We start from the raw sequence: 20,306 nt of genomic DNA on the forward strand, positions 1-20,306 counted from the left end.
AGGTCCGTAGGAGGGGGGGAGAGGGGCGGGGATTTTGCAGTGCAGACCGCGTCGGGGGAAAAAAAACCCGCGGAGGGGGGGGCGGGCCCCCGCCCCTCTCCCCCCCCCCCCCGCTACCGGTTGGTTCGCTCGGATCAGCGATCGAGTTCCCGCGCGACCGCGCGCACCACCTCGGAGATCCGCTGCGCCGTCTTGCGGTCGGGATAGCGCCCCTTGCGCAGATCCGGCTGCACCTTCGCTTCCAGCAGCGTGATCATGTCCTCGACCATGCCGTGCAGTTCGTCCGGGCTGTGCTTGCGGGCGACGGGCTCCTTGCGGGCGTTGCGTTCCTGGTTCTGGCGGACCGACGGCGGCGCTTCGACCAGTTTCAGGCTCAGCGCCTGCGGGCCGCGGCGGCCGGCCGCCATCCCGAACTCCACCCGCTGACCGGGCTTCAGCGTTTCCACACCCTGGGGCAGCGCGGACGAGCGGACGTAGACGTCCTCACCCTCGTCCTGGGAAAGGAAGCCGAAGCCCTTTTCCACGTCGTACCACTTCACCTTGCCGGTCGGCACTGCGCTCACCCGTTCGTCGTTCGGCGCCCGGCCCGCGGGCCCGGCGCACATGTCTGCTGAAACCCGCTGGTGGGCGGGCCACTGCTTTCTCTCGAAAGCTCTGCCTGCACTCGAAAAACGCGCCCCGCAAGCATGCAGGACGCGAGAACGTCCCCGAGTCTACCCCGGTGGGCAGGACGCCAGCACATCAGTTTTACCGTCGACAGGTGACCAACCCCGCTGATCCCCGGCCGTCCACCCCACCGCCCGGGCGCACCCCCGGCAACTGGCTCCTGCGGCTGGCGCTGGGCCTGTTCGCCCTCGGACTGCTCGCGATCGTGGCGATCTTCCTCACGCCGATCTTCACAGACGGCAAGCCCGGATTGTGGTTGTACCTGGGGGCCATAGCCCTGACCCCGCTGGGCTTCGTGCTGGCGCTGACATTCGCGCTGCTGTCCGGCCGGCGAGCCAGATGACCTCTATGCGGTACCCGGGCGAATCGCCGCCCGAAACTGTTGTGTGATGATAATCACATAACGGAATAATAACGCCTATTGCGGGGAGTTGACGCCCCTCAGCGCGAGCCCACTAGCTGCGCAGAGTCCCCGAGAGCCCGTTGTGACCACTCCGCAACCCTGCCGCACACGCCGGTTACCAAAAAGTGATTTTTCGCGGGATCCGTCGTACCGTCTATCCCAGCCGGGCACTCCGGCCCACCGGCCCGCCGCACCGAACCTCGCCCCGCGGGTACCGGACCCCAAGGAAACGACAGGGGCGAGGGCGGGACGGGCACCCTCTCAGCCTGGACCCGAGCGAATCCCTCGCAGGTGCGTACGAGAGGAAGACGAACCCGAATGAGTGGACGCCATCGCAAGCCCACCAATACCGGTCGCACTGTCGCCAAGGTTGCCGTCACCGGCGCCATGATGAGCGGTGCGGGTGCAGCCCTCGCCGGTAACGCCAGCGCGGCACCCGACTCCGACTGGGATCGACTCGCGCAGTGCGAAGCCGGTGGTAACTGGGGCATCAACACCGGCAACGGCTATCACGGCGGACTGCAGTTCTCGCAGAGCACCTGGCAGGCACACGGCGGCGGAGATTATGCGCCGACCGCCAACCAGGCCAGCCGCGAACAGCAGATCGCCGTTGCAGAAAAGGTCCTCGCCTCGCAGGGCTGGGGCGCCTGGCCTTCCTGCTCCTCCTCGCTGGGCCTGAGCAGCGGCTCGACCCCGCGCGAAGTGCCCTCCGATACCCCGGCCGTGCAGACCCAGAACCAGAGCACACCGGCCGCCCCCGCTGCCCCGCAGCAGGCACAGGCCCCGGCCCAGACGCAGACCCAGGAGGTCTACACCGCGGTCGATCGCGCCCTCGCCACCGTCCAGGCGCAGGGTGTTCAGGTACCGCAGCCCGCGCTGGACCTGTTCGAGGCGGTCAAGGCCGGCACCCCGCAGCTGGATCCCGCGCTGCTGGGCTTCTACGAGTCCAACAAGGGCCTGCTGCCGAACTGAGCGGCAACCACCCTTACAACGAAAAACCCCGTATCCGAATCTCGGATACGGGGTTCTTTCGTTCCGCCCGCTCAGCGGTTGATCACCGTATGCGGGTGCACGTACGGCAGCTGCTCGGCAGCCACCGGGAACTCGGTGTCCTCGCCGAACGGCGAGAGGTTACCGGCACGTGTCGCCGACAGCTCGGTCACGGCATGCTCGCCGTCACCCACTTCGGGCCAGCCGTTGTCGACGTAGGGTTTCTTCGATTTGTTCACCACGCACTCATTCTGGCATGTCCACCCGGCAGCCTCGCACGACAACCGACCCCGGCGGGCCGGGGTTTCCCGCGACTTGCCCCCGTTCCGGCACACAGGTCGGCACCGACGGCGGAGATAGGCCTAATCTGGACCGGATGACCGGCCCAGACTCGTATACCGCCTGGCTCGGCGGCCGCTCCGATGCCCAACTGGTGGCGTTGCTCGAACGGCGACCCGATCTCGCGGTACCGCTGCCCGCTTCGATGGCAGTGCTCGCCACCCGCGCCGAACAGCGCGCCTCGGTGCTGCGGGCCGCCGATGATCTGGACACAGCGGCGTTCGGGATAGTGGAGGCACTGGCCGCGCACACTTCGGCCGGCAACGAACCGCCGACACGTACGGAGCTGAAACGCGCGCTGCGCGCCCGCGCCAAGGCCGCGACGGTGGACGCGGCGCTCACCGAACTCGCCGACCGGGCCTTGGTCTGGTTCTCCGGCGACCGCATCCGGCTGGTATCCGCCGTCGCCGAGGCCCTGCCGTGGCCCCTGGGTAGCGGGACCGATACCGATACCCCGGGCGAGCAGGAAATCGCGGCAACGCTCGCCGGCCTGCCGCCCGCCGAACGGGCCCTGCTGGACAAACTGGCCGAAACCGGTCCGCGGGGACGCACCCGCGACGCGGCACCCGACGCCCAGGCCGACCGCCCGGTTCCGCAACTGCTGAGCCGCCGCCTGCTACGCCGGATCGATGACGAGACGGTGGAGCTGCCGCCCGCGGTGGGGCAGTTGCTGCGGGGCGAACCGGTCACCGATCCGCGCCGCCTCACCCCACCCGAACCGGTGGTCACCGTGCATGCCCTCGCCGAGGTCGACGGCGTGGGCGCCGGTGAGGTCGGCGAGCTGCTTCGGCATTGCGCCGCGATCGTGGAGGTGCTGGGCCAGGCGCCGGCCCCCGCACTGCGCGCCGGTGGCCTCGGGGTACGGGAAATACGCCGGATCGCCCGCGCCGCCGGTGTCGAGGAATCCCGCGCCGGCTTGCTGGTGGAATTGCTGGCGGCGGCGAAACTGATCGAGAAGGGTTTTCCGGATCCCCCGCCCGAGGCCGATGCCGACGAATTCTGGGCGCCCACCCCCGCCGCCGATTCGTGGCTGGAGGCGCCGCCCGCCCGCCGCTGGGTACCGCTGGCCCACGGCTGGCTGGAACTGGACCGCTACCCCTGGATGATCGGCCTGCGCGATGCGGCCGACAAACCGCTGGCGGCGCTCGCACACGAACTCCGGGTGCCCTACGCGGTCCGGGAACGCCGGACCGTTCTCGAGGCCCTCGCCGAACAACCTCCGGGCACAGCCCTGGCGCCCGCCGATATCGGTCGGCTGCTGGCCTGGCGCGCACCCCGGAGACGACGGCTCTACCGAGGGCAGGTCGTGGACAACACCCTGCGCGAAGCGGCCGCGCTGGGTCTCGTCGGCCGCGGCTCGCTCACTGCCGCCGGACGTGCCCTGCTCACCGAGCCCCTGTCGGCGGCCGAAGCCGCACTCGAGGCGGCGCTCCCCGACCCCGTCGATCATGTGCTGGTCCAGGCGGACCTCACAGTGGTGGCGCCCGGGCCGCTCACCGCCGAACTACAGCAGCGCATCGCCCTGGTCGCCGATGTGGAATCGGCGGGGGCCGCAACGGTCTACCGATTGTCGGAACCCTCACTGCGCCGGGCACTCGACGCGGGACTCACCGCCGCGGAACTACACCACCTGTTCGAACGGCATTCGCGCACACCCGTTCCGCAGACACTGACCTACCTCATCGACGATGTGGCGCGCCGCCACGGCCGGTTACGCGCCGGGATGGCGCAATCGTTCGTCCGCAGCGAGGATCCCGCACTACTGGCCCAGGTACTCGCCTCACCGGTGGCGGATACGCTGGCGCTGCGTGGGATCGCACCCACGGTGGCAATCTCCCAGGCACCGCTGGGCGAACTGTTCGAAGAACTCCGTTCGGCGGGTTTCGCACCCGCCGGCGAGGATTCCTCCGGCGCGATAGTCGACCTGCGGCAGCGCGGGGCGCGGATCAATGTGCGCCCGCTGGCCCGCCAGCCGTATCGCCCCGCGCCGCCCACCACCGAACAGCTGGAACTCCTGGTCACCGAGCTGCGGGCCGGTGAGCGCGCCGCCGGGGCGACCTCCGGGAAAACGGTGCGCAGCGACGGCAGCCGCACCAGCACGGCCGCCGCCCTGGCCCTGTTACAACTCGCCGCGCGGGTGCATCGGCAGGTGCATATCGGCTACGTCGACGCGAAGGGCACCGCAATCCAGCGGGTGGTCGAACCGGTGCGGGTCGGCAACGGTCAGCTCGAAGCACTGGACACGGTCACCGGGGCAGTCCGGCAGTTCACGCTGCACCGGATCTCGTCGGTCGCACTGCTGGAGTAGCCGTGGCCGGTCAGCCGCGCAGGTTGCCCGGATAGAGGTACTGGTCCGGCGGTGGGGTCGTGCCGTGCAGCCAGGCATCGAAGAATCCGGTCAGATCGACCGGCGATTTCGACTGCATGAAGGCACGGAATTCCGGCATCGAACTGTGACCGTAGGCGTGGGTGGTCACGAATTCCCGCAGGGCCCCGAAGAACACCGCATCCCCCAGCTGTTTACGCAGGGCATGCAGGAACAACGGGCCGCGGTAGTACACCGAGGTGAACATCTTCTCCGGCCCCGGATCCTGCAGCGGTACTGCCCAGAACTTGGGCTTGTCCATCACCTTTCGGATCGTGTCCCGGTATTCGGCGTCCACGTCGACGCCCTCCATCCGCTCCGGCCACAGATAGTCGGCGGTATAGCTCGCGAGGCATTCGTTCAGGCAGATATCGGACCAGCTGTACACCGAAACCGAATCACCCCACCACTGATGCGCCACCTCGTGCACCACCGTGTTCAGGTCGGCCCAGTCGGCGTAGACGGGCCGGGTCTGGGTTTCCAGCGAGAACGGTAGCGGGGCGGACAGATAGATACCGCCCGCGTTGTCGAACGGGTAGGGGCCGTACAGGCTTTCGGTGAAATCGAGCACCTCCGGCAGCCGCTGCTCGTGTGCGCGCAGTTCCTCGGCGCCGGGCGCGAACCCACTCAACAGCGGCGTACCGTTCGCGCGCCGCTGCTCCAGATATTCGAACTTGTCGATGGCGACCGTTGTGAGGTAGCCGATCACCGGGTGCCGCTGTTCCCAGCTCACCGTGCGGAATCCGTCGCGCACCTCATCGCGCACCCGGGCACCGCCGGACATCACTTCCCATTCCGCCGGGACGGTCGCGTGCAGGGTGAAGGTGGCCTTGTCGCGGGGGGAATCGTTGAGCGGGTACCAGGTCGCGGCCGAATGCGGTTGTCCCGCCGCGAAAGCGCCACCGGTCGGAGCGTAGGTCCAGCCTTCGCCCGCAGTATCGGCAGCGACACCCGCGTACTCGACGGTGACGGTGAAGGGCAGTCCCGGCAGCAGCGGCAGCGCCGGGGTGACGACCAATTCGTGTGGATCCTGCCGGACGAAACCGGCGGGCATATTGTTCACCCGGACCGCGCTCACCGGTGGCCCGTCGAAATCGAGGTTGAACGCGGTGAGCGGCTGGGTGGCATGTGCATCGATACGCGTGGACCCGGTGAGCTGGTGACCGGCCGGGTCGTACCCCAGTGTGACCTCGTAGTGTCCGACGTCGTACCCGCCGTTGCCGTCCTGCGGAAAGTAGGGATCGCCCAGTCCGTCGGCACCGGCGAGGTTCGCGGATTGGGCGTGCCCTACCGCGGGTGCCAGGGACAGACTCGACAGCACAACCACCCCGGCGATCAGCCAGCGGGTGAGTTTCATGCGGTTTCCACCTTCCGTGGTTCGGCATACGATCACAGCGACCACCCCGTTCGATGACGTTAGTCGCAGATCCCACCCGAGAAGCGTATGCGCCCCGGCGCGCTGCCGGTTTCGCCGGATGCGGCGCGCGCGAGCGTAACCCGCGGCAGGTCAGGCGCCGAGCCCCTCCGGTAACTGCCCCGGGCCGAGCAGCAGGCGTTTGGTGGCACTTCGCTGCACCTGATCGGCCAGCGCGAGATTATCGGCGAGCAGCCGCCATTCGATCTCGTCGATGGCCGCGCGGGCACGCTCGATCACGGCGCGGTCCGGGGTGCCCCAGGCGATCGGCATGGTGTCGACCGGGAGCCAGCGCTCCCCGATCGTGCGCGCGGACCGGTCGCCGTGGACCGCGATCGCCGGCACTCGTTCGCCCGGCGCGAACCGGTGCCCGGGTAACTCCCGCACCTTCTTGGTGACCAGCGCGTACCGTGACTCGCCGGTATCACGGCGTGCCACATTGACCAGTGCGAGCAGTACCGCGCCGCGCGAATGGAATCCGGAGACGACCGCCGGGATCAGCTCACCGTCGGCGTAGAGCCGGGCGATACCGGCGCGGCGCGGCGCCCATAACGCGACCCACAGCGCGGTCGCGGCGCCCAGCGCGCAGGCCAGTGCCAGCGGATAGGACCAGGCATGCCCCAACCGCACCAGGTACGCGGTGGCGGCTGCGCAGACCAGCGTCGCGATCAGTGCCGCCAGGCGCACCCGGCGGCGCCCCGCGACCACTTCGTTGACCGCCTGCACATGCCGGCGGTCCACCGCGAAGTCGAAGTGCCGCACTCGCCACCCCTTACACAGTCGGTCGAATCCGCGGGACCCTACTGGTCGTTCGCCCCGAACGCAGGACCCAGCAGATCATCGGCATCGGTTATCCGATAGGCATATCCCTGTTCGGCGAGGAAACGTTGCCGATGCGCGGCATAATCCGCGTCCAGCGTGTCGCGCGCCACGACGGAGTAGAAATGCGCTTGGCCGCCGTCCTGTTTGGGCCGCAACAATCGGCCCAGCCGCTGGGCCTCCTCCTGGCGGGAGCCGAACGTTCCCGAAACCTGCACCGCCACCGAGGCTTCCGGTAGGTCGATGGAGAAGTTCGCCACTTTGCTCACCACGAGCACGGGGATCTCCCCGAGACGGAACGCCTCGAACAGCGCCTCGCGTTCCTTGTTCTTCGTGGACCCCTGGATCACCGGGGCATCCAGTGCGGTGCCCAACTCGTCGAGCTGATCCAGGTAGGCGCCGATCACCAGCGTCGGGGCATCGCGATGCCGATCGAGGATGGATTTCACCACCGCGACCTTGGTGTGCGCGGTGGAGCACAATTTGTAGCGCTCCTCCGGCTCGGCCGTGGCATAGGACATCCGCTCGGCATCGGTCAGGGTGACCCGCACCTCGATACATTCGGCCGGCGCGATCCACCCCTGAGCTTCGATATCCTTCCACGGCGCGTCATAGCGTTTCGGCCCGATCAGCGAGAACACATCGCCTTCGCGGCCGTCCTCGCGGACGAGTGTCGCAGTGAGGCCCAGCCGGCGCCGCGACTGCAGATCGGCCGTCATCCGGAACACCGGCGCGGGCAGCAGGTGGACCTCGTCGTAGATCACCAGCCCCCAATCGCGGCTGTCGAAGAGTTCGAGGTGCTTGTACTCGCCTTTCGATTTACGGGTGATCACCTGGTAGGTGGCGATGGTGACCGGCCGGATCTCCTTGCGTTCGCCCGAGTACTCGCCGATCTCCTCATCGGTGAGCGAGGTCCGCGCGAGCAGTTCGCGCCGCCACTGCCGCCCGGCGACGGTATTGGTGACCAGGATCAGGGTGGTGGCCTTGGCCCGGGCCATAGCAGCCGCGCCGACCATGGTTTTCCCGGCCCCGCAGGGCAGCACCACCACCCCGGACCCGCCGGCCCAGAACGAATCGGCGGCCATCTCCTGGTAGTCGCGCAAATGCCAGCCGTCGCCGTGGTAATCGAGATCGATGGCATGGGCCTCGCCGTCGACGTAACCGGCCAGGTCCTCCGCGGGCCACCCGATCTTGAGCAGCTGCTGTTTGATATGCCCGCGTTCGGACGGGTGCACGATCACCGTGTCGTCGTCGAGACGGTCCCCGAGCATCGGGGCGATCTTCTTGTGCCGGAGCACCTCGGCCAGTACCGCCGCATCCAGGCTCACCAGGGTGAGCCCGTGCGCGGGATGTTTGACCAGCTGCAACCGCCCGTAGCGGGCCATCGTATCGACGATATCGACCAGCAGCGGCTGCGGAACCGGGAACCGGGAATGGCTGACCAGGGCATCCACCACCTGCTCCGCGTCGTGCCCGGCGGCACGCGCGTTCCACAGGGCCAGCGGGGTGATGCGATAGGTGTGCACATGCTCGGGCGCACGCTCCAGCTCGGCGAACGGGGCGATCGCCTGCCGCGCCATATCGGCGAGCTCGTGATCGACCTCCAGCAGCACAGTCTTATCGCTTTGTACGATCAGTGGCCCATCCGCCACGGGGCCCTCCTCACCTCGACTTCTGCCCATTGTCCCCGAAGCCACCGACAACGCCGGGTGACGAAGCAGACAACGCGCCGGGGGCCGGGCACGACCCGCGACCTCACCGGCTCCGCGCCTGCCCGGCAGGCTCCCGGGATCACTACCCGAGAGAGCCACCTTCTGTCCGGTGGGACGACAGGCACGATCGGCTGCACCACCCGCACCGGTCCGGCGGATGCACCCAGCAAGCACGGAATCCGCGTAGCCGCCGGCCAGGCCCGTACCTGCCGACGCGGCCGGACGGGACGCGAGTGGCTGCCACCGTATCGCCGAGCCGATCCGTGTCCGGGCATCCGGGGGCCGAATCCGGCCGCGGCCCCGATGCCGTGATCGGACGCAGCGGCCGGAACCGGGACTTCGATCGGTACGACGCATCCCGGGCTCCGATAGGAGCAGATTCAACGCCGCACGGCCAGTAGATGCCGACTGGACCGCGACACGACGGCCGGTCCTCACGATCATCGTGGAATGATCGAATTCTCGGCGGCGGCCGGTGTCGCGGTCGCGGCGCTCGGGTTGGTGCTCACGCCCGGACCGAACATGATGTACCTGGTCTCGCGCACGATATCGCAGGGCCGCGGCGCCGGACTGATCTCCCTGGCCGGGGTGGCCGCCGGGTTCGCGGTGTATCTCGCTGCAGCCGCCACCGGGATCACAGCGGTGTTCGCACTGGTCCCCGAGTTGTACACGGCGCTGAAGATCGCCGGCGCCGGTTATCTGCTGTGGCTAGCGTGGCAGACGCTGCGGCCGGGCGGGACCTCGGTGTTCGCACCCGCCGAGCTCCCCCGCGACCGGGCGGGCCGCCTGTTCACCATGGGGTTGGTCACCAACCTGCTCAATCCGAAGATCGCCGTGATGTACCTGGCCCTGATCCCGCAGTTCGTCGCCCCGGCGGCGGGTCCGGTGTGGTTGCAGAGCCTGTGCCTGGGCGGGGTGCAGATCGCGGTGGCGCTGGCGGTGAACGCACTCATCGTGTGCACGGCCGCTACGGTGAGCCGTTTCCTGGCGGGGCGGCGGCTGTGGTTGCGGGTGCAGCGACTGCTGATGGGCACGGTGCTGGGTGGGATGGCAGCGCTGCTGATCACCGACCGGACCCGGCCGCTACCGGCCTGAGCCGAACCACGCCGGCGGTCGCACGAGCCGTCCCGGCGGCAGCATCCGGCCTCGGTGATCGCGAGTGCGGGAGGTTCGTAGCGGCCCCATCGCGTCGGCGGCCGGGCGGTCAGCGCAACTGGACCCCCGTGAGCTTCGCCGGGTTGGCGATATCGTAGGTGCCCTGGACGAGACCGTCCACCACGGTGAAACCCATGACCCGCGCCGGGAATCCGGGGTGTGTTTCGTCGCCCGGGTGAGCCCGGACAAGCGCGCCCAGCTGACCGTTGACCCGGACGAATTCCACCCCGGTCGCGAGGAAATCCTTGTCCTGCCCCTCGAGCCCGTAGCGACGGATGAGACCGAAGAACAGGCGGGCCACCTTGTCCGGGCCGACGATCACATTGCGCGCGGTCGGCGTGGTGCCGCCGGAATCGCCGATCATCACCGCGTCCGGATGCAGCACGGCCGCCACCGCCTGCGCATCGCCGGTATTCAGCGCGACCAGCAGCTTCTGCACCGCCGCCTCGTGCTCCCCATCGGCGACCGGTTGCGGTGTCTGTTCCCGGACCGCCTTACGTGCGCGCGCCGCCAGCTGCCGCACCGCCTCGGTGGAGATATCCAGGATCGTGGCGATCTCGCCGTAGGGCACCCCGAGCCCCTCGTGCAGTACGAACGCGACCCGTTGCGGCGGCGTGAGCTGGTCCAGCACCACCAGTGCCGCCAGCCGGAACTCCTGCCGCAGCACCACCGTGGCCAGCGGATCGGAATCGCCCGCTGCGGCCACCGGTGTCACCACCGGCTCCGGGAGCCATTGCCCCACATAACTTTCCCGCCGGACCGCGGCGCTGCGCAATCGGTCCAGGCAGAGCCGGGAGACCACCGTGGTCAGCCAGGCCCGCAGATCCTCGATCTGGGATTGCGACGCCCCCGCCAGGCGTAGCCAGCTCTCCTGCACCGCGTCCTCGGCATCGGACACGCTGCCGGTCATCCGGTAGGCCACCGCCAGCAGATGCCCGCGATGCGATTCGAACTGGTCGGCGAGAAGCGCGGCTACCACCGCTCGAATTCTACGGAGAGCCGGACATCGCGTAGGCGGCGCACCCGGTAAAACCTGCTACCGCGGACACCTCCACGATGGGAACATCGGGCGGGTGGACGAACAGACGCTGACCGACGGCACGGTGTGGCTCGACCGGCCGGTCCCCGACGATATCGATGCCATCGTCGAGGCCTGTCAGGATCCGGCGATCGCCGAATGGATCACGATCCCGTGGCCCTACTGCCGTGCCGACGCCGATGAGTTCATCGGTGCAACGGTCGCGGACGGCTGGGCGACGCGCAGCCCGATCTGGGCCGTCCGAACCGCTGAGCGCGGCCGTTTACTCGGCACCGTGAGCCTGGGCACCCGGCCGCGCGACGAAACCGCCGCCGAAATCGGCTTCTGGCTGCACCCGGAATACCGCAGGAAAGGGATCATTTCCCGGGCGGTCACACTGACCTGCGACTTCGGCTTCGACCCGGCAGGTATGGGCCTGATCCGTATCCACTGGCGGGCCTACGTCGGCAACCATGCCTCGGCCGCCCTCGCCCGCACACACGGATTCCGGTACGAAGGGCTCGCACGGCTGGGCAGCGACCATCGCGGTACCCGCCGCGACCACTGGGTGGCCGCCCGGCTGAACACCGATCCGCCCGGCCCGGCCGGCGGATGGCCCGCCGACATCTGAACTCCCACTCCGCACGCACGGAATCGCCGAGGTCGCCGCCACCGCCCGCGGAACCCGACCGACCCACCGCGCCCACGGGCCACGACTGACCCGCGGCACCGCGGCAGGGGTTTCCGGACGCTCAGCGCTCACGGCGCAGGCGGACGGCTTCGGCCAGCCGGTCCAGCTGAGCGGCGGTGGTGTCCCAGTCCATGCAGGCGTCGGTGATCGACTGACCGTAGGTGAGATCGCCGGCCCGGCCGAGCGTCAGGTCCTGCCGGCCTTCGACGAGGAAGCTCTCCAGCATCACACCGACCACACTTCGTTCGCCCGCGGCGATCCGCTCGGCGATATCGGCGACCACGACCGGCTGGCGTTTGTGGTCCTTGTTGCTGTTGCCGTGGCTGGCGTCGACCACGATCCGCTGCGGCAGCCCGGACTTCTCCAGCCGCGCGCACGCGTCGGCCACCGAGGCGGCGTCGTAATTGGTGCCGTTGGAGCCGCCGCGCAGGATCACGTGGCAGTCCTCGTTACCGGCGGTCTGGATGAGCGCCGACCGGCCGTCCAGGTCGGTACCGGGGAAGACATGGCTGGCCGCGGCCGCCCGGACCCCGTCCACCGCGACCTGCACGTCACCGTCGGTGCCGTTCTTGATACCGACCGGCATGGACAGCGCGCTGCTCAGCTGCCGGTGTACCTGGCTGGCCGCGGTGCGCGCGCCGATGGCGCCGTAGGTCACCAGGTCGGAGATGTACTGCGGGGTGATGGGGTCGAGGAATTCGCAGGCCACCGGTAGGCCCATGGCGGTGATGTCTAGCAGTAACTGGCGGCCGATTCCCAACCCCGTGTTGACGTCGAAGCTGCCGTTGAGATGGGGATCGTTGATCAGGCCCTTCCAGCCGAGGGTGGTCCGCGGCTTCTCGAAGTACACCCGCATGACCAGGTGCAACCGGTCGGACAGGGTCTCCTGCAGGGCGGCGAGCCGGCGGGCGTAGTCGAGGGCGGCCGCGGGATCGTGCACCGAGCACGGTCCGACGATCACCATGAGGCGGTCGTCGGCGCCGTTCAGCACGTCGACGGTGCCGTGGCGCCCGGTGCGCACCGTGGCGGCGTGTTCATCGGTGATGGCGTGGACCCGGCGCACTTCCGCGGGGGAACGCAGCGGGCTCACGCTGAGGGTTCGCTGGTCGTCCAGATCGCTGTGGTCGGCATCGATATCGACTGCGATGGTCATCGTGGGTGGTGTCCTTCTCGTTCAGGCCGACCCACGGAAAAGAAAATCCCCGTCGAGCCGGTCGTCATCCGGCTCGGGGTGTACTGGTCAGCGCGCGTGGTTGCCGCAGACCGACCCGCCCCGGGCCGGCTTGCTAAACCAGAAATACACGCGCTGCACGATTTGCCAGGCTACCAGGCGGCGGAACGCGCAGGTGGGCCCGGGGCGGAATCGAGTGAAAGAAAGTGATGCTCAACACTTTTCCGCCCCGGCCCGTTCAGAACTGTCCCGGTTCGTAACTACCGGCCGGAGTGTGGGCGATGGCGTTGATCCGGTTCCAGGCATTGATCGTGGCGATAGCGGCGATCAGCCCGCCGATCTGCTCGTCGTCGTAGTGTTTGCGCACCCGCTGCCAGGTGTCCTCGCCGATTCCGCCGCCGTCGGCCAGCCGGGTGGCCGCCTCGGTGAGTTCGAGGGCGGCCCGTTCGGGCTCGGTGAACACTGTCGCTTCCCGCCAGGCGGCAACCAGATTGATCCGGACCTGGGATTCACCGGCGTGGGCGGCGTCCTTGGTGTGCATATCCACACAGAACGAGCAGCCGTTGATCTGGCTCGCCCGGATCTTCACCAGCTCGTAGACCTCCTTGGGCAGGCCGGAATCATCCACCACCTTTCCGGCGGTGACCAGGCGCTTGGTGTAGCTCGCGGTGACTTTGTTGGCGAAGAGATCGATACGGGGTTCCATCTCGAGTTCCTTTCGTGGTGCGGTCTCGTGGTGTCGACGACGCACGCACTCCAGGTGTGACATCCCGTGTTGATTTTCTTTTCCCGCCGTCCGGCGGCGGGCCGCCTCAGCCGGTGAAGTCGAACTTCACCCCGGTCAGCCGTTCGGAGAGGTCCCAGAGGGAACGGGCGGTGAGCTCGTCCTTGGCGCGCTGGGAACAGCCGGAGGGGCCGGGGTATCCACGCGTTCCGCCGAGTCCGGTCGGCCCGTAGTAGCCACCGGGTTCGACCGGCGCGGTGGCGGCGAAAAGTTCCGGTAGCGCGCCCATTTCGGCGCTCTGGGCGGCGAGTTTGTTCCCGAGGGCCATAACCTTGTCCAGGATGGATTCGGTATGCGATTGCAGGCCGGTGGCCGCGTAACCCGGATGCGCCGCAACGGCCAGTTTCGCCGAACCGGCCGCGGTGAGCCGGCGCTGGAGTTCGAAGGTGAACAGCAGATTCGCCAGTTTGGATTGACCGTAGGCGGGCCAGCGCTTGTAGGGACGGCGCTCCCAGTTGAGGTCGTCGATATCGATCGCACCGATGGTGTGGGCCCCGCTGGAGACCGTGACGACCCGTTCGCTGATCTTGCCGAGCAGCAGGCCCGTCAGCGCGAAATGCCCGAGATGGTTGGTCCCGATCTGCATTTCGAATCCGTCGGCGGTGCGGCGCAGCGGTACCGCCATCACCCCCGCGTTGTTGATCAGGACACGCGCACCGTCGACCCCCGCCGCGAACTCGCGGATCGAGGAGAGATCGGCCAGGTCCAATCGCCGGACCTGCGCACGATCCCCGATTTCGGCTGCGACGGCCTGCCCCTTGTCCACGTCCCGGCAGGCCAGGATCACCTGCGCCCCGGCGCCGGCCAGAGCGCGCGCGGCGACCGCGCCCAGGCCGCTGTTCGCGCCGGTCACGATCACGGTCCGGTCCTGCTGATCGGGGATATCCCCGACGCCCCAACCACTCATGGGGCGAGTCTAATCCGCATGGCAGCCATATACCGGGCGTGCGGCCCAGGGATACGCCGGACGCGGGCGAACACCGCGTGGACCGGCTCGAGAGTGACCCACCCCCTTCCCAAATTAGATAGGGTTGCCTAACCTATTGAGGGACCAGAACGCGCCGCACACAACTTCGAGTCCCTGTCCCCGATGAGGCCTATCGCAACCTTTTCCGCCGCCACCGGCACCGAGTATGCCGGTGAGCCTTCTTCTCCGGGGCCCCCGGACCGCCGATGAACAGGTCGGCTCAACCCTGCTGATGATCGTCGCCCGGTATCGCACGCCGGCATCCGGCAACCCTGGACACCCGAGGTCGTTATCTGCCCTCATCCGGAACGATCGCCTGTCCGTTCCCAGGACGTGGCAACTGTGGCGGGCGGAGCCCGCGACAGCTCCGGCAAACCCGCCCCGCACGGCGCGCGAGCCGTCCATAGTGGTCGCATGGAGTAATTTCGATTTCCACTGCCGCCGGCGACCGGCTCCCGGCGAACGAGCCGCGCACCGACCGCCTCGGACAGCACAGCCGCGAGCCCCTCCGATCGGACGCAGAGGATCCCACACCATGATCGAGAACCTCGGTGGCGCACCGTCGCCGGCCGACGATCCGCCGGAATCGGTGGTAGCGCTGGTGGATTCGACCTCGGGCACCGAACGCGAGCTGGTCGGCCGGTGGATCGCCGAAGGCGGCCTGGCCGCCGAACTCGGCGTCGGAGCTCCCGTCACCCAGCTCGATCTCGATGCCGCCGCCGTGGCCGGCCGGCTCACCGGCCGCACCGACGATCCGCTGGTGGTTCCCGTGCGGGTGCTGTGGCTACCACCCGAACGCGACGGCGTCCGCCGGGTCACCTTCGGCGATCTCGCCCTGCTCACCAACCCCCGCCGCCCCAACCGGCTCGCGCAACGCCGGCTGGTCGGCCGGGCCCCGGACCGGCATCTGGTGCTGACCGGCACTCCCGCCCGGCTCACCCAGTTACGCGCGAACCATCCGGAAGCGGCGGCGCTGCACCACACCGGCAGCGCCGAACCCTTCGCACGCGCGGTGGTGCGGGCCGCGGTGGTCGCGCTGGAACGGGCAGAACGTACCGTGATCGGCGACCGCTACAAGGTGCCGCGGCTGGTGGCCGAGGAGATCATGGACTCGCCGGATTTCCTGCGGCGGCTGGAACGTATCGCCGACGAGACCGGCACCGATCCACAGGAGGTGGCGCGGCGCGCCGAGAAAGCCCTGAACGAACTGGTCGCCGCGCAGAGCCGCACCGTTTCCGACCTGTTCACTCAGGCCATGCGCCCGGTACACGCATCGACATGGAAGGTCGACTGCGACGAGTCGGGTCTGGCCGCGCTACGCGATCTCAACCGGCGGTATCCGCTGGTGTTTCTGCCGTCGCACCGGTCGTATGTGGACGCCTTCGTCCTGGGCGATGTACTGGCGCGCAATGATTTCCCGCCCAACCACGTCGTCGGCGGGGCGAATCTGCGGTTCTGGCCGATGGGCCCGATCGCACGGCGGACCGGCACCATATTCATCCGGCGCAGTTTCGCCGGCGATACCGTCTACCAGGCGGTCGTCGAGGAATACTTCGGGTATCTGCTCGCCCGCCGCTTCAACCTGGAGTGGTATTTCGAAGGCGGCCGCACCCGCACCGGGAAACTCCGCCCACCACGCTACGGCCTGCTGAACTACCTGGCCGCGGCCGTGCGCCGCGACCGGGTCGCCGACGCGCTGCTGGTTCCGGTGTCGATCACCTACGAGCGGCTCAACGAACTCGGCGCCATCGCCGACGAACAGGCGGGCGGCCGGAAGAAACCCGAAGGCCTGGCCTGGATGGCTCGCTATGTGCGCAACCAGCAGCATTCGGCAGGCCATGTGTATGTCCGCTTCGGCGATCCGATCTCGGCACGCGACCGGCTGGCCACACACGGCGATCCGCTCACCGAGCCTCCGGTCACGATCCCGCTGCACCGTACCGATACCGGCGAGCGCCCGGACCGCGCCGAACCGGATCCCCTCGGCGAACAGCTCGGCGAACGAGAACGCGCCGCGGTGCAGCGGCTCGCCTTCGACGTGGCTGTCGGGATCAACACGGTCACGCCGATCACCGCCAACGCGCTGGTCACGTTGGCTCTGCTCGGCGTGCACGACCGCGCGCTGACACTGGCCGAGGTCTGCGAAGTCCTCAATCCGGTCATGGACTACATCGGCAAACGCGGCCTGCCCCGCGGTGAGGTCGCGAAATTGCGCGACGAAAAGAGCCTCGTCGTCGTGCTGGAGCAACTGTCACTCGCCAAGGTGGTCACGATCTATCGCGGCGGGGTCGAACCGGTGTATGCGATCGAGCCGGGCGCTCATCTCGAGGCCGCGTTCTACCGCAACAGCGCGGTCCACTGGTTCGTCGACCGGGCGATCCTGGAACTGGCGATCCTGGCCGCGGTCGAGGCGGCCCCCGACGATCCGGTGGCCGGCGCCATCGGACCGGATGCCGATGCCCTGGATATCGGCTGGGCGGAGGCGTATCGGCTGCGCGATCTGCTGAAGTTCGAATTCTTTTTCCCCGACCGGGCGGAATTCGCCGAGCGGATCACCGCGGAAATGCTGTTGGTGGACCCCGCCTGGCGGTCGCGTCCCCGCAACACCCTCGGCAGTGAAATCCTGGCTGCGCTCACCGGTAGCGGTTTCATGATGGCCCACCGCGTACTGCGTTCCTTTTTCGATGCGCAATTGGTGGTGGCCGAGCGGCTGGCCGATCGGGACCCGACGGCCGAAATCGACCAGAAGGAGTTCATCGCCGAATGCGTATCGGTCGGTAAACAGATGCTGCTGCAGAAACGCCTGCACAGCACGGAATCGGTATCCACCGAACTTTTCGGAAGTGCGCTGAAATTGGCCGCGAATCACGGTCTCGTCGAGGCCGCCGAACCGGATTCGGAGAAATCCGCGACGGCGTTGGCGGAGTCCCGGCGCGATTTCGCCGGCCGGCTGCGCACAATCGGTATCCGCATATCGCAGGCCGCCGCGCTCGACCCGTCCAACCGCACCGAAGGGCGGACCCGATGAGCAGGGCCACCACCACCGGAACCGGTGGCGCGGAGGCGCTCGACGCAGTGGTCGCGGCGATCCGGTCGGGTCCGCAAGGCGCGGATATCGGCGCGGTTTTCGACCTGTCGGCGATCGCGGATCTACGTACCATGGCGGGCCGCCGGTTCCGCGACCCCGATTCCGCGACGGCCGGCCTCCTGTTCGAGCAGTTACGCCAGAGCGGCGGCAGTTCGGGGCCCGGCCTGCTCGAACGTCTCGCCGGCCACGCCGCCGGGAGAACACCCGGCGAACTGACGGCGCAGAGCGAGCGGGTGTTCAAACGCGGTTGGTATGACAGGGTCTACCCGGAGGCCTGGCGGCTGGTGCGGGAACACCTCGCGGCCCGGCACACCGTGGTGCTGACCGGCACGGTCACCGAGTACCAGCTACATCCCGTGGCCGCCGCACTCGAGATCGGCCATACACTCGGTGCTCGGCCCCGGCTGGCCGGGGGCCTGTTCACCGGAGGGTTCGACGGCCCCCTGCCCTACGGCCCGGACAAGGCCGCGATGGTGGTCGATTTCGCCGCCGCCCACGGCATCGACCTGCGGCGTTCCTACGTATACACCGGTAGCGCCACCGATCTCCCGTTGCTGTCGAGTGTGGGAACCCCGGTCCCGATCGCACCGGACAGCACCCTCGCGGCCGCTGCGGCCGACCACGGCTGGACCCGGCCGCCCGTCGCCGCTCGGACCTCCCCCACCACCGCGGACCGGGTGCGCACCGTCCTCGGCTTCGCCGCCCTGCTCGGCGGCGCGCTGTTCGGAGTGCTGAGCAAGGCGTACACCCGCGACCGCCGCACCATGGCCGACGCACTGATGCGTTACGGCACCGGCTGGCCGTTACGGCTGTGCGGTATCAGGCTGCGGGTCACCGGCGCCGAATACGCCAGGAATCCGCGCCCGGCGGTGTTCCTGTTCAACCACCAGAGCCAGTTCGATGTCCTCATCGTTCCGGCCGTGCTCGGTGCGGGAGTGACGGGGGTCGGGAAGAAGGAACTCATCCGGCATCCGGTTTTCGGTCCGCTCATGCGGTTCGTGGGGGTGACGTTCATCGACCGCTCGAACACCGACCGCGCCAAGGCCTCGCTGGCGCCGGTCGTGCATACCCTGCGCGACGGGCTGTCGATAGCGATAGCGCCGGAAGGCACCCGCTCCTATACCTCGCAACCGGGCAAGTTCAAGAAAGGCGCGTTCCATATCGCCGCGCAGGCGGGCGTACCGGTGATCCCGGTGGTGATCCGCAATGCCGCCGATATCGGCCGGCGCGATTCCATGATCGCTCGTCCCGGCATCGTCGATATCGCGATTCTGCCGCCGATCGACAGCACCGGCTGGGATCCCGCGGATCTGGGTCAGGAGGTCGCCGCGGTCCGGCAGCGCTATCTCGACACCCTCCGCGACTGGCCCACCGCCACCGGTTAGAGCGACCGGCCCAGCAGCAGTTTCCAGGGCATGAGCGCGGATTCCAGCTGGACCGACAGGCTCATCTTGGACGCGCCCAGCGTCCGCTCCTCGAAGCGGATCGGCACTTCGGCGATACCGGCGCCCTGTTTCTTGGTCCGGTAGTTCATCTCCACCTGGAACGAATAGCCATTGCTGCGGATGGATTCGATATCGATCGCCCGCAGCGTATCGGCCTGCCAGGCCTTGAAACCGGCGGTGGCATCCTTGATACCCAGCCGCAGGATGGCATTGACGTAGAAGTTCGCCCAGGCCGAGAGCGCCTTGCGGTACCACTTCCATTCCGCGGCGGTCGAGCCGCCGGGCACGTAGCGCGAACCCAGTACCACCCCGATACCGGGCCGGTTCAGCTGTTCCAGCATGGCCGGGATCACTTCGGCGGGATGAGAGAGATCCGCGTCCATCTGGATCACCACATCGGCGCCTTCGTCGAGGGCCCGGGTGATCCCCGCGATATAGGCGCGCCCGAGGCCGTCCTTCTCGGTGCGGTGCAGCACGGAGACCACATTCGGCAGGTCCACGGCCAGTTTGTCCGCCACCTCGCCGGTACCGTCCGGGGAGTTGTCGTCGACTACCAGTACGTGCAGGTCGGGCACGGGTAGCGCAGTCAGCCGTTCCACCGCAACCGGCAGATTGTCCCGCTCGTTGTAGGTCGGCACAACAACGGTAACCCTCAAGGGTCGCCCTCCCTGGTCTCGCCCGTCAGCCGAACCATGAGCCGCGAGCGTCGCTACGTATTACCCGTGAACGGTAGCCCAACCGCGGACACGCAGCTGCAGCGCACCGGTCATACCGGCCGCTTCCCGGGCTGGACCGGCCGATCGTGACCCCGCACATCATTGCCCGTCGCGCCACTCCCGATCCGCCGCGTCCTGTGCGGCGTTGCGCTGCCGCACGATATCGAGCGCGCGCTCGGCAGTGGCGCGATCCGGATACGGACCCATCCGGTCGCGGAACCAGCACTGACGTCCGCGCTCGGCCCGCTGATGCTTCAAGCAGTAGTACCACCGTTCGGCCATGACCCCAGCATTCCATCCATCCGGGGCCAGGACGAACAAAACCCCCGGACCGTTGCGGTCAGGGGGTGGATTGTGGCCAGGGCCGGGATCGAACCGGCGACCTTTCGCTTTTCAGGCGAACGCTCGTACCAACTGAGCTACCTGGCCGCAGGCACCCGGAACGAATGCCATCCGATGGATGGCGGATTGCTCCGGACATCCACTGGCGACCCTGACGGGACTCGAACCCGCGACCTCCGCCGTGACAGGGCGGCGCGCTAACCAACTGCGCCACAGGGCCT

The 20,306-nt window shown here is 68.4% G+C and carries 18 protein-coding genes and 2 tRNA genes; 7 read left to right on the top strand and 13 right to left on the bottom strand.

What is annotated here, in order from left to right; all coding sequences use genetic code 11:
* Nucleotides 1–134: 134 nt before the first annotated feature.
* A complete protein-coding gene (locus ACFWPH_RS10680; RefSeq protein ID WP_039822144.1) occupies nt 135–554 on the bottom strand; it encodes a cold-shock protein in 420 nt (139 codons plus the stop codon).
* A 206-nt stretch (nt 555–760) separates the two neighbouring features.
* Between ACFWPH_RS10680 and ACFWPH_RS10685 the strand changes: the two genes are divergently transcribed.
* Both ACFWPH_RS10685 and ACFWPH_RS10690 read left to right on the top strand, forming a co-directional pair.
* Nucleotides 761–1,009 (top strand): hypothetical protein, encoded by a 249-nt coding sequence (locus ACFWPH_RS10685; RefSeq protein WP_378749741.1) that lies wholly within the window; start codon nt 761–763, stop codon nt 1,007–1,009.
* Between the two features lie 378 nt (nt 1,010–1,387).
* Nucleotides 1,388–2,041, top strand: coding sequence for a transglycosylase family protein (locus tag ACFWPH_RS10690; RefSeq protein WP_378749742.1), 654 nt, complete (start codon nt 1,388–1,390; stop codon nt 2,039–2,041).
* A 71-nt stretch (nt 2,042–2,112) separates the two neighbouring features.
* Here ACFWPH_RS10690 and ACFWPH_RS10695 read toward each other — a convergent pair whose 3' ends face one another.
* A complete protein-coding gene (locus ACFWPH_RS10695; protein WP_280415106.1) occupies nt 2,113–2,301 on the bottom strand; it encodes a hypothetical protein in 189 nt (62 codons plus the stop codon).
* Between the two features lie 134 nt (nt 2,302–2,435).
* On the opposite strand from ACFWPH_RS10695, the gene ACFWPH_RS10700 reads away from it, so the two are divergent.
* A complete protein-coding gene (locus ACFWPH_RS10700) occupies nt 2,436–4,706 on the top strand; it encodes a helicase-associated domain-containing protein (protein WP_378749743.1) in 2,271 nt (756 codons plus the stop codon).
* A 10-nt stretch (nt 4,707–4,716) separates the two neighbouring features.
* Here ACFWPH_RS10700 and ACFWPH_RS10705 read toward each other — a convergent pair whose 3' ends face one another.
* The 3 genes from ACFWPH_RS10705 to ACFWPH_RS10715 form a co-directional block, all read right to left on the bottom strand.
* The gene (locus ACFWPH_RS10705; protein WP_378749744.1) at nt 4,717–6,120 is read right to left on the bottom strand and encodes a M1 family metallopeptidase; all 1,404 of its coding nucleotides are present in this window, start codon (nt 6,118–6,120) and stop codon (nt 4,717–4,719) included.
* A 150-nt stretch (nt 6,121–6,270) separates the two neighbouring features.
* Nucleotides 6,271–6,939, bottom strand: coding sequence for a DUF3239 domain-containing protein (locus ACFWPH_RS10710; protein WP_378749745.1), 669 nt, complete (start codon nt 6,937–6,939; stop codon nt 6,271–6,273).
* A gap of 38 nt (nt 6,940–6,977) precedes the next feature.
* Nucleotides 6,978–8,648, bottom strand: a complete 1,671-nt coding sequence (locus ACFWPH_RS10715; protein WP_378749747.1) for a DNA repair helicase XPB — start codon at nt 8,646–8,648, stop codon at nt 6,978–6,980.
* A 510-nt stretch (nt 8,649–9,158) separates the two neighbouring features.
* Between ACFWPH_RS10715 and ACFWPH_RS10720 the strand changes: the two genes are divergently transcribed.
* Nucleotides 9,159–9,803, top strand: a complete 645-nt coding sequence (locus tag ACFWPH_RS10720) for a LysE family translocator (protein WP_378749749.1) — start codon at nt 9,159–9,161, stop codon at nt 9,801–9,803.
* 109 nt (nt 9,804–9,912) lie between these two features.
* On the opposite strand, the gene ACFWPH_RS10725 is transcribed toward ACFWPH_RS10720, so the two are convergent.
* Complete coding sequence (locus tag ACFWPH_RS10725; protein WP_378749751.1) at nt 9,913–10,842, bottom strand: sigma-70 family RNA polymerase sigma factor; 930 nt, start codon at nt 10,840–10,842, stop codon at nt 9,913–9,915.
* Nucleotides 10,843–10,936: 94 nt separating this feature from the next.
* Between ACFWPH_RS10725 and ACFWPH_RS10730 the strand changes: the two genes are divergently transcribed.
* The gene (locus ACFWPH_RS10730; RefSeq protein WP_378749753.1) at nt 10,937–11,512 is read left to right on the top strand and encodes a GNAT family N-acetyltransferase; all 576 of its coding nucleotides are present in this window, start codon (nt 10,937–10,939) and stop codon (nt 11,510–11,512) included.
* Nucleotides 11,513–11,633: 121 nt separating this feature from the next.
* On the opposite strand, the gene ACFWPH_RS10735 is transcribed toward ACFWPH_RS10730, so the two are convergent.
* The 3 genes from ACFWPH_RS10735 to ACFWPH_RS10745 all read right to left on the bottom strand — a co-directional run bounded on the left by ACFWPH_RS10735 (nt 11,634) and on the right by ACFWPH_RS10745 (nt 14,434).
* Entirely contained in the window at nt 11,634–12,725 is a 1,092-nt protein-coding gene (locus ACFWPH_RS10735) for a 3-deoxy-7-phosphoheptulonate synthase (protein WP_378749755.1), read from the bottom strand.
* Nucleotides 12,726–12,981: 256 nt separating this feature from the next.
* Nucleotides 12,982–13,449: a carboxymuconolactone decarboxylase family protein gene (locus tag ACFWPH_RS10740; RefSeq protein ID WP_378749757.1), complete on the bottom strand. Its 468-nt coding sequence runs from the start codon at nt 13,447–13,449 to the stop codon at nt 12,982–12,984.
* A 106-nt stretch (nt 13,450–13,555) separates the two neighbouring features.
* Nucleotides 13,556–14,434, bottom strand: coding sequence for an oxidoreductase (locus ACFWPH_RS10745; RefSeq protein WP_378749759.1), 879 nt, complete (start codon nt 14,432–14,434; stop codon nt 13,556–13,558).
* 595 nt (nt 14,435–15,029) lie between these two features.
* Here ACFWPH_RS10745 and ACFWPH_RS10750 point away from each other — a divergent pair.
* Nucleotides 15,030–17,522 (top strand): glycerol-3-phosphate 1-O-acyltransferase, encoded by a 2,493-nt coding sequence (locus ACFWPH_RS10750; RefSeq protein ID WP_378749761.1) that lies wholly within the window; start codon nt 15,030–15,032, stop codon nt 17,520–17,522.
* Nucleotides 17,519–18,967, top strand: a complete 1,449-nt coding sequence (locus ACFWPH_RS10755) for a 1-acylglycerol-3-phosphate O-acyltransferase (protein ID WP_378749763.1) — start codon at nt 17,519–17,521, stop codon at nt 18,965–18,967. Before ACFWPH_RS10750 ends, ACFWPH_RS10755 begins: the two co-directional genes overlap by 4 nt.
* Here ACFWPH_RS10755 and ACFWPH_RS10760 read toward each other — a convergent pair.
* The 4 genes from ACFWPH_RS10760 to ACFWPH_RS10775 all read right to left on the bottom strand — a co-directional run bounded on the left by ACFWPH_RS10760 (nt 18,964) and on the right by ACFWPH_RS10775 (nt 20,305).
* Nucleotides 18,964–19,683: a polyprenol monophosphomannose synthase gene (locus ACFWPH_RS10760; RefSeq protein WP_378749765.1), complete on the bottom strand. Its 720-nt coding sequence runs from the start codon at nt 19,681–19,683 to the stop codon at nt 18,964–18,966. The two genes, ACFWPH_RS10755 and ACFWPH_RS10760, sit on opposite strands and share 4 nt — an antisense overlap.
* Before the next feature lie 159 nt (nt 19,684–19,842).
* Nucleotides 19,843–20,025 (bottom strand): hypothetical protein, encoded by a 183-nt coding sequence (locus tag ACFWPH_RS10765; protein WP_033244115.1) that lies wholly within the window; start codon nt 20,023–20,025, stop codon nt 19,843–19,845.
* A gap of 73 nt (nt 20,026–20,098) precedes the next feature.
* Nucleotides 20,099–20,172, bottom strand: a tRNA-Phe gene (locus tag ACFWPH_RS10770).
* Between the two features lie 56 nt (nt 20,173–20,228).
* Nucleotides 20,229–20,305, bottom strand: a tRNA-Asp gene (locus tag ACFWPH_RS10775).
* Between the last annotated feature and the right edge of the window lies 1 nt (nt 20,306).

This window comes from Nocardia sp. NPDC058499 (assembly GCF_042719915.1).
GTDB lineage: Bacteria > Actinomycetota > Actinomycetes > Mycobacteriales > Mycobacteriaceae > Nocardia.

Coding starts and splice junctions, on each gene's coding strand:
- ACFWPH_RS10690 (WP_378749742.1), top strand. CDS start 1,388: ATGAGTGGACGCCATCGCAAGCCCACCAATACCGGTCGCACTGTCGCC.
- ACFWPH_RS10750 (WP_378749761.1), top strand. CDS start 15,030: ATGATCGAGAACCTCGGTGGCGCACCGTCGCCGGCCGACGATCCGCCG.
- ACFWPH_RS10705 (WP_378749744.1), bottom strand. CDS start 6,120: ATGAAACTCACCCGCTGGCTGATCGCCGGGGTGGTTGTGCTGTCGAGT.
- ACFWPH_RS10765 (WP_033244115.1), bottom strand. CDS start 20,025: ATGGCCGAACGGTGGTACTACTGCTTGAAGCATCAGCGGGCCGAGCGC.
- ACFWPH_RS10720 (WP_378749749.1), top strand. CDS start 9,159: ATGATCGAATTCTCGGCGGCGGCCGGTGTCGCGGTCGCGGCGCTCGGG.
- ACFWPH_RS10735 (WP_378749755.1), bottom strand. CDS start 12,725: ATGACCATCGCAGTCGATATCGATGCCGACCACAGCGATCTGGACGAC.
- ACFWPH_RS10700 (WP_378749743.1), top strand. CDS start 2,436: ATGACCGGCCCAGACTCGTATACCGCCTGGCTCGGCGGCCGCTCCGAT.
- ACFWPH_RS10755 (WP_378749763.1), top strand. CDS start 17,519: ATGAGCAGGGCCACCACCACCGGAACCGGTGGCGCGGAGGCGCTCGAC.
- ACFWPH_RS10745 (WP_378749759.1), bottom strand. CDS start 14,434: ATGAGTGGTTGGGGCGTCGGGGATATCCCCGATCAGCAGGACCGGACC.
- ACFWPH_RS10740 (WP_378749757.1), bottom strand. CDS start 13,449: ATGGAACCCCGTATCGATCTCTTCGCCAACAAAGTCACCGCGAGCTAC.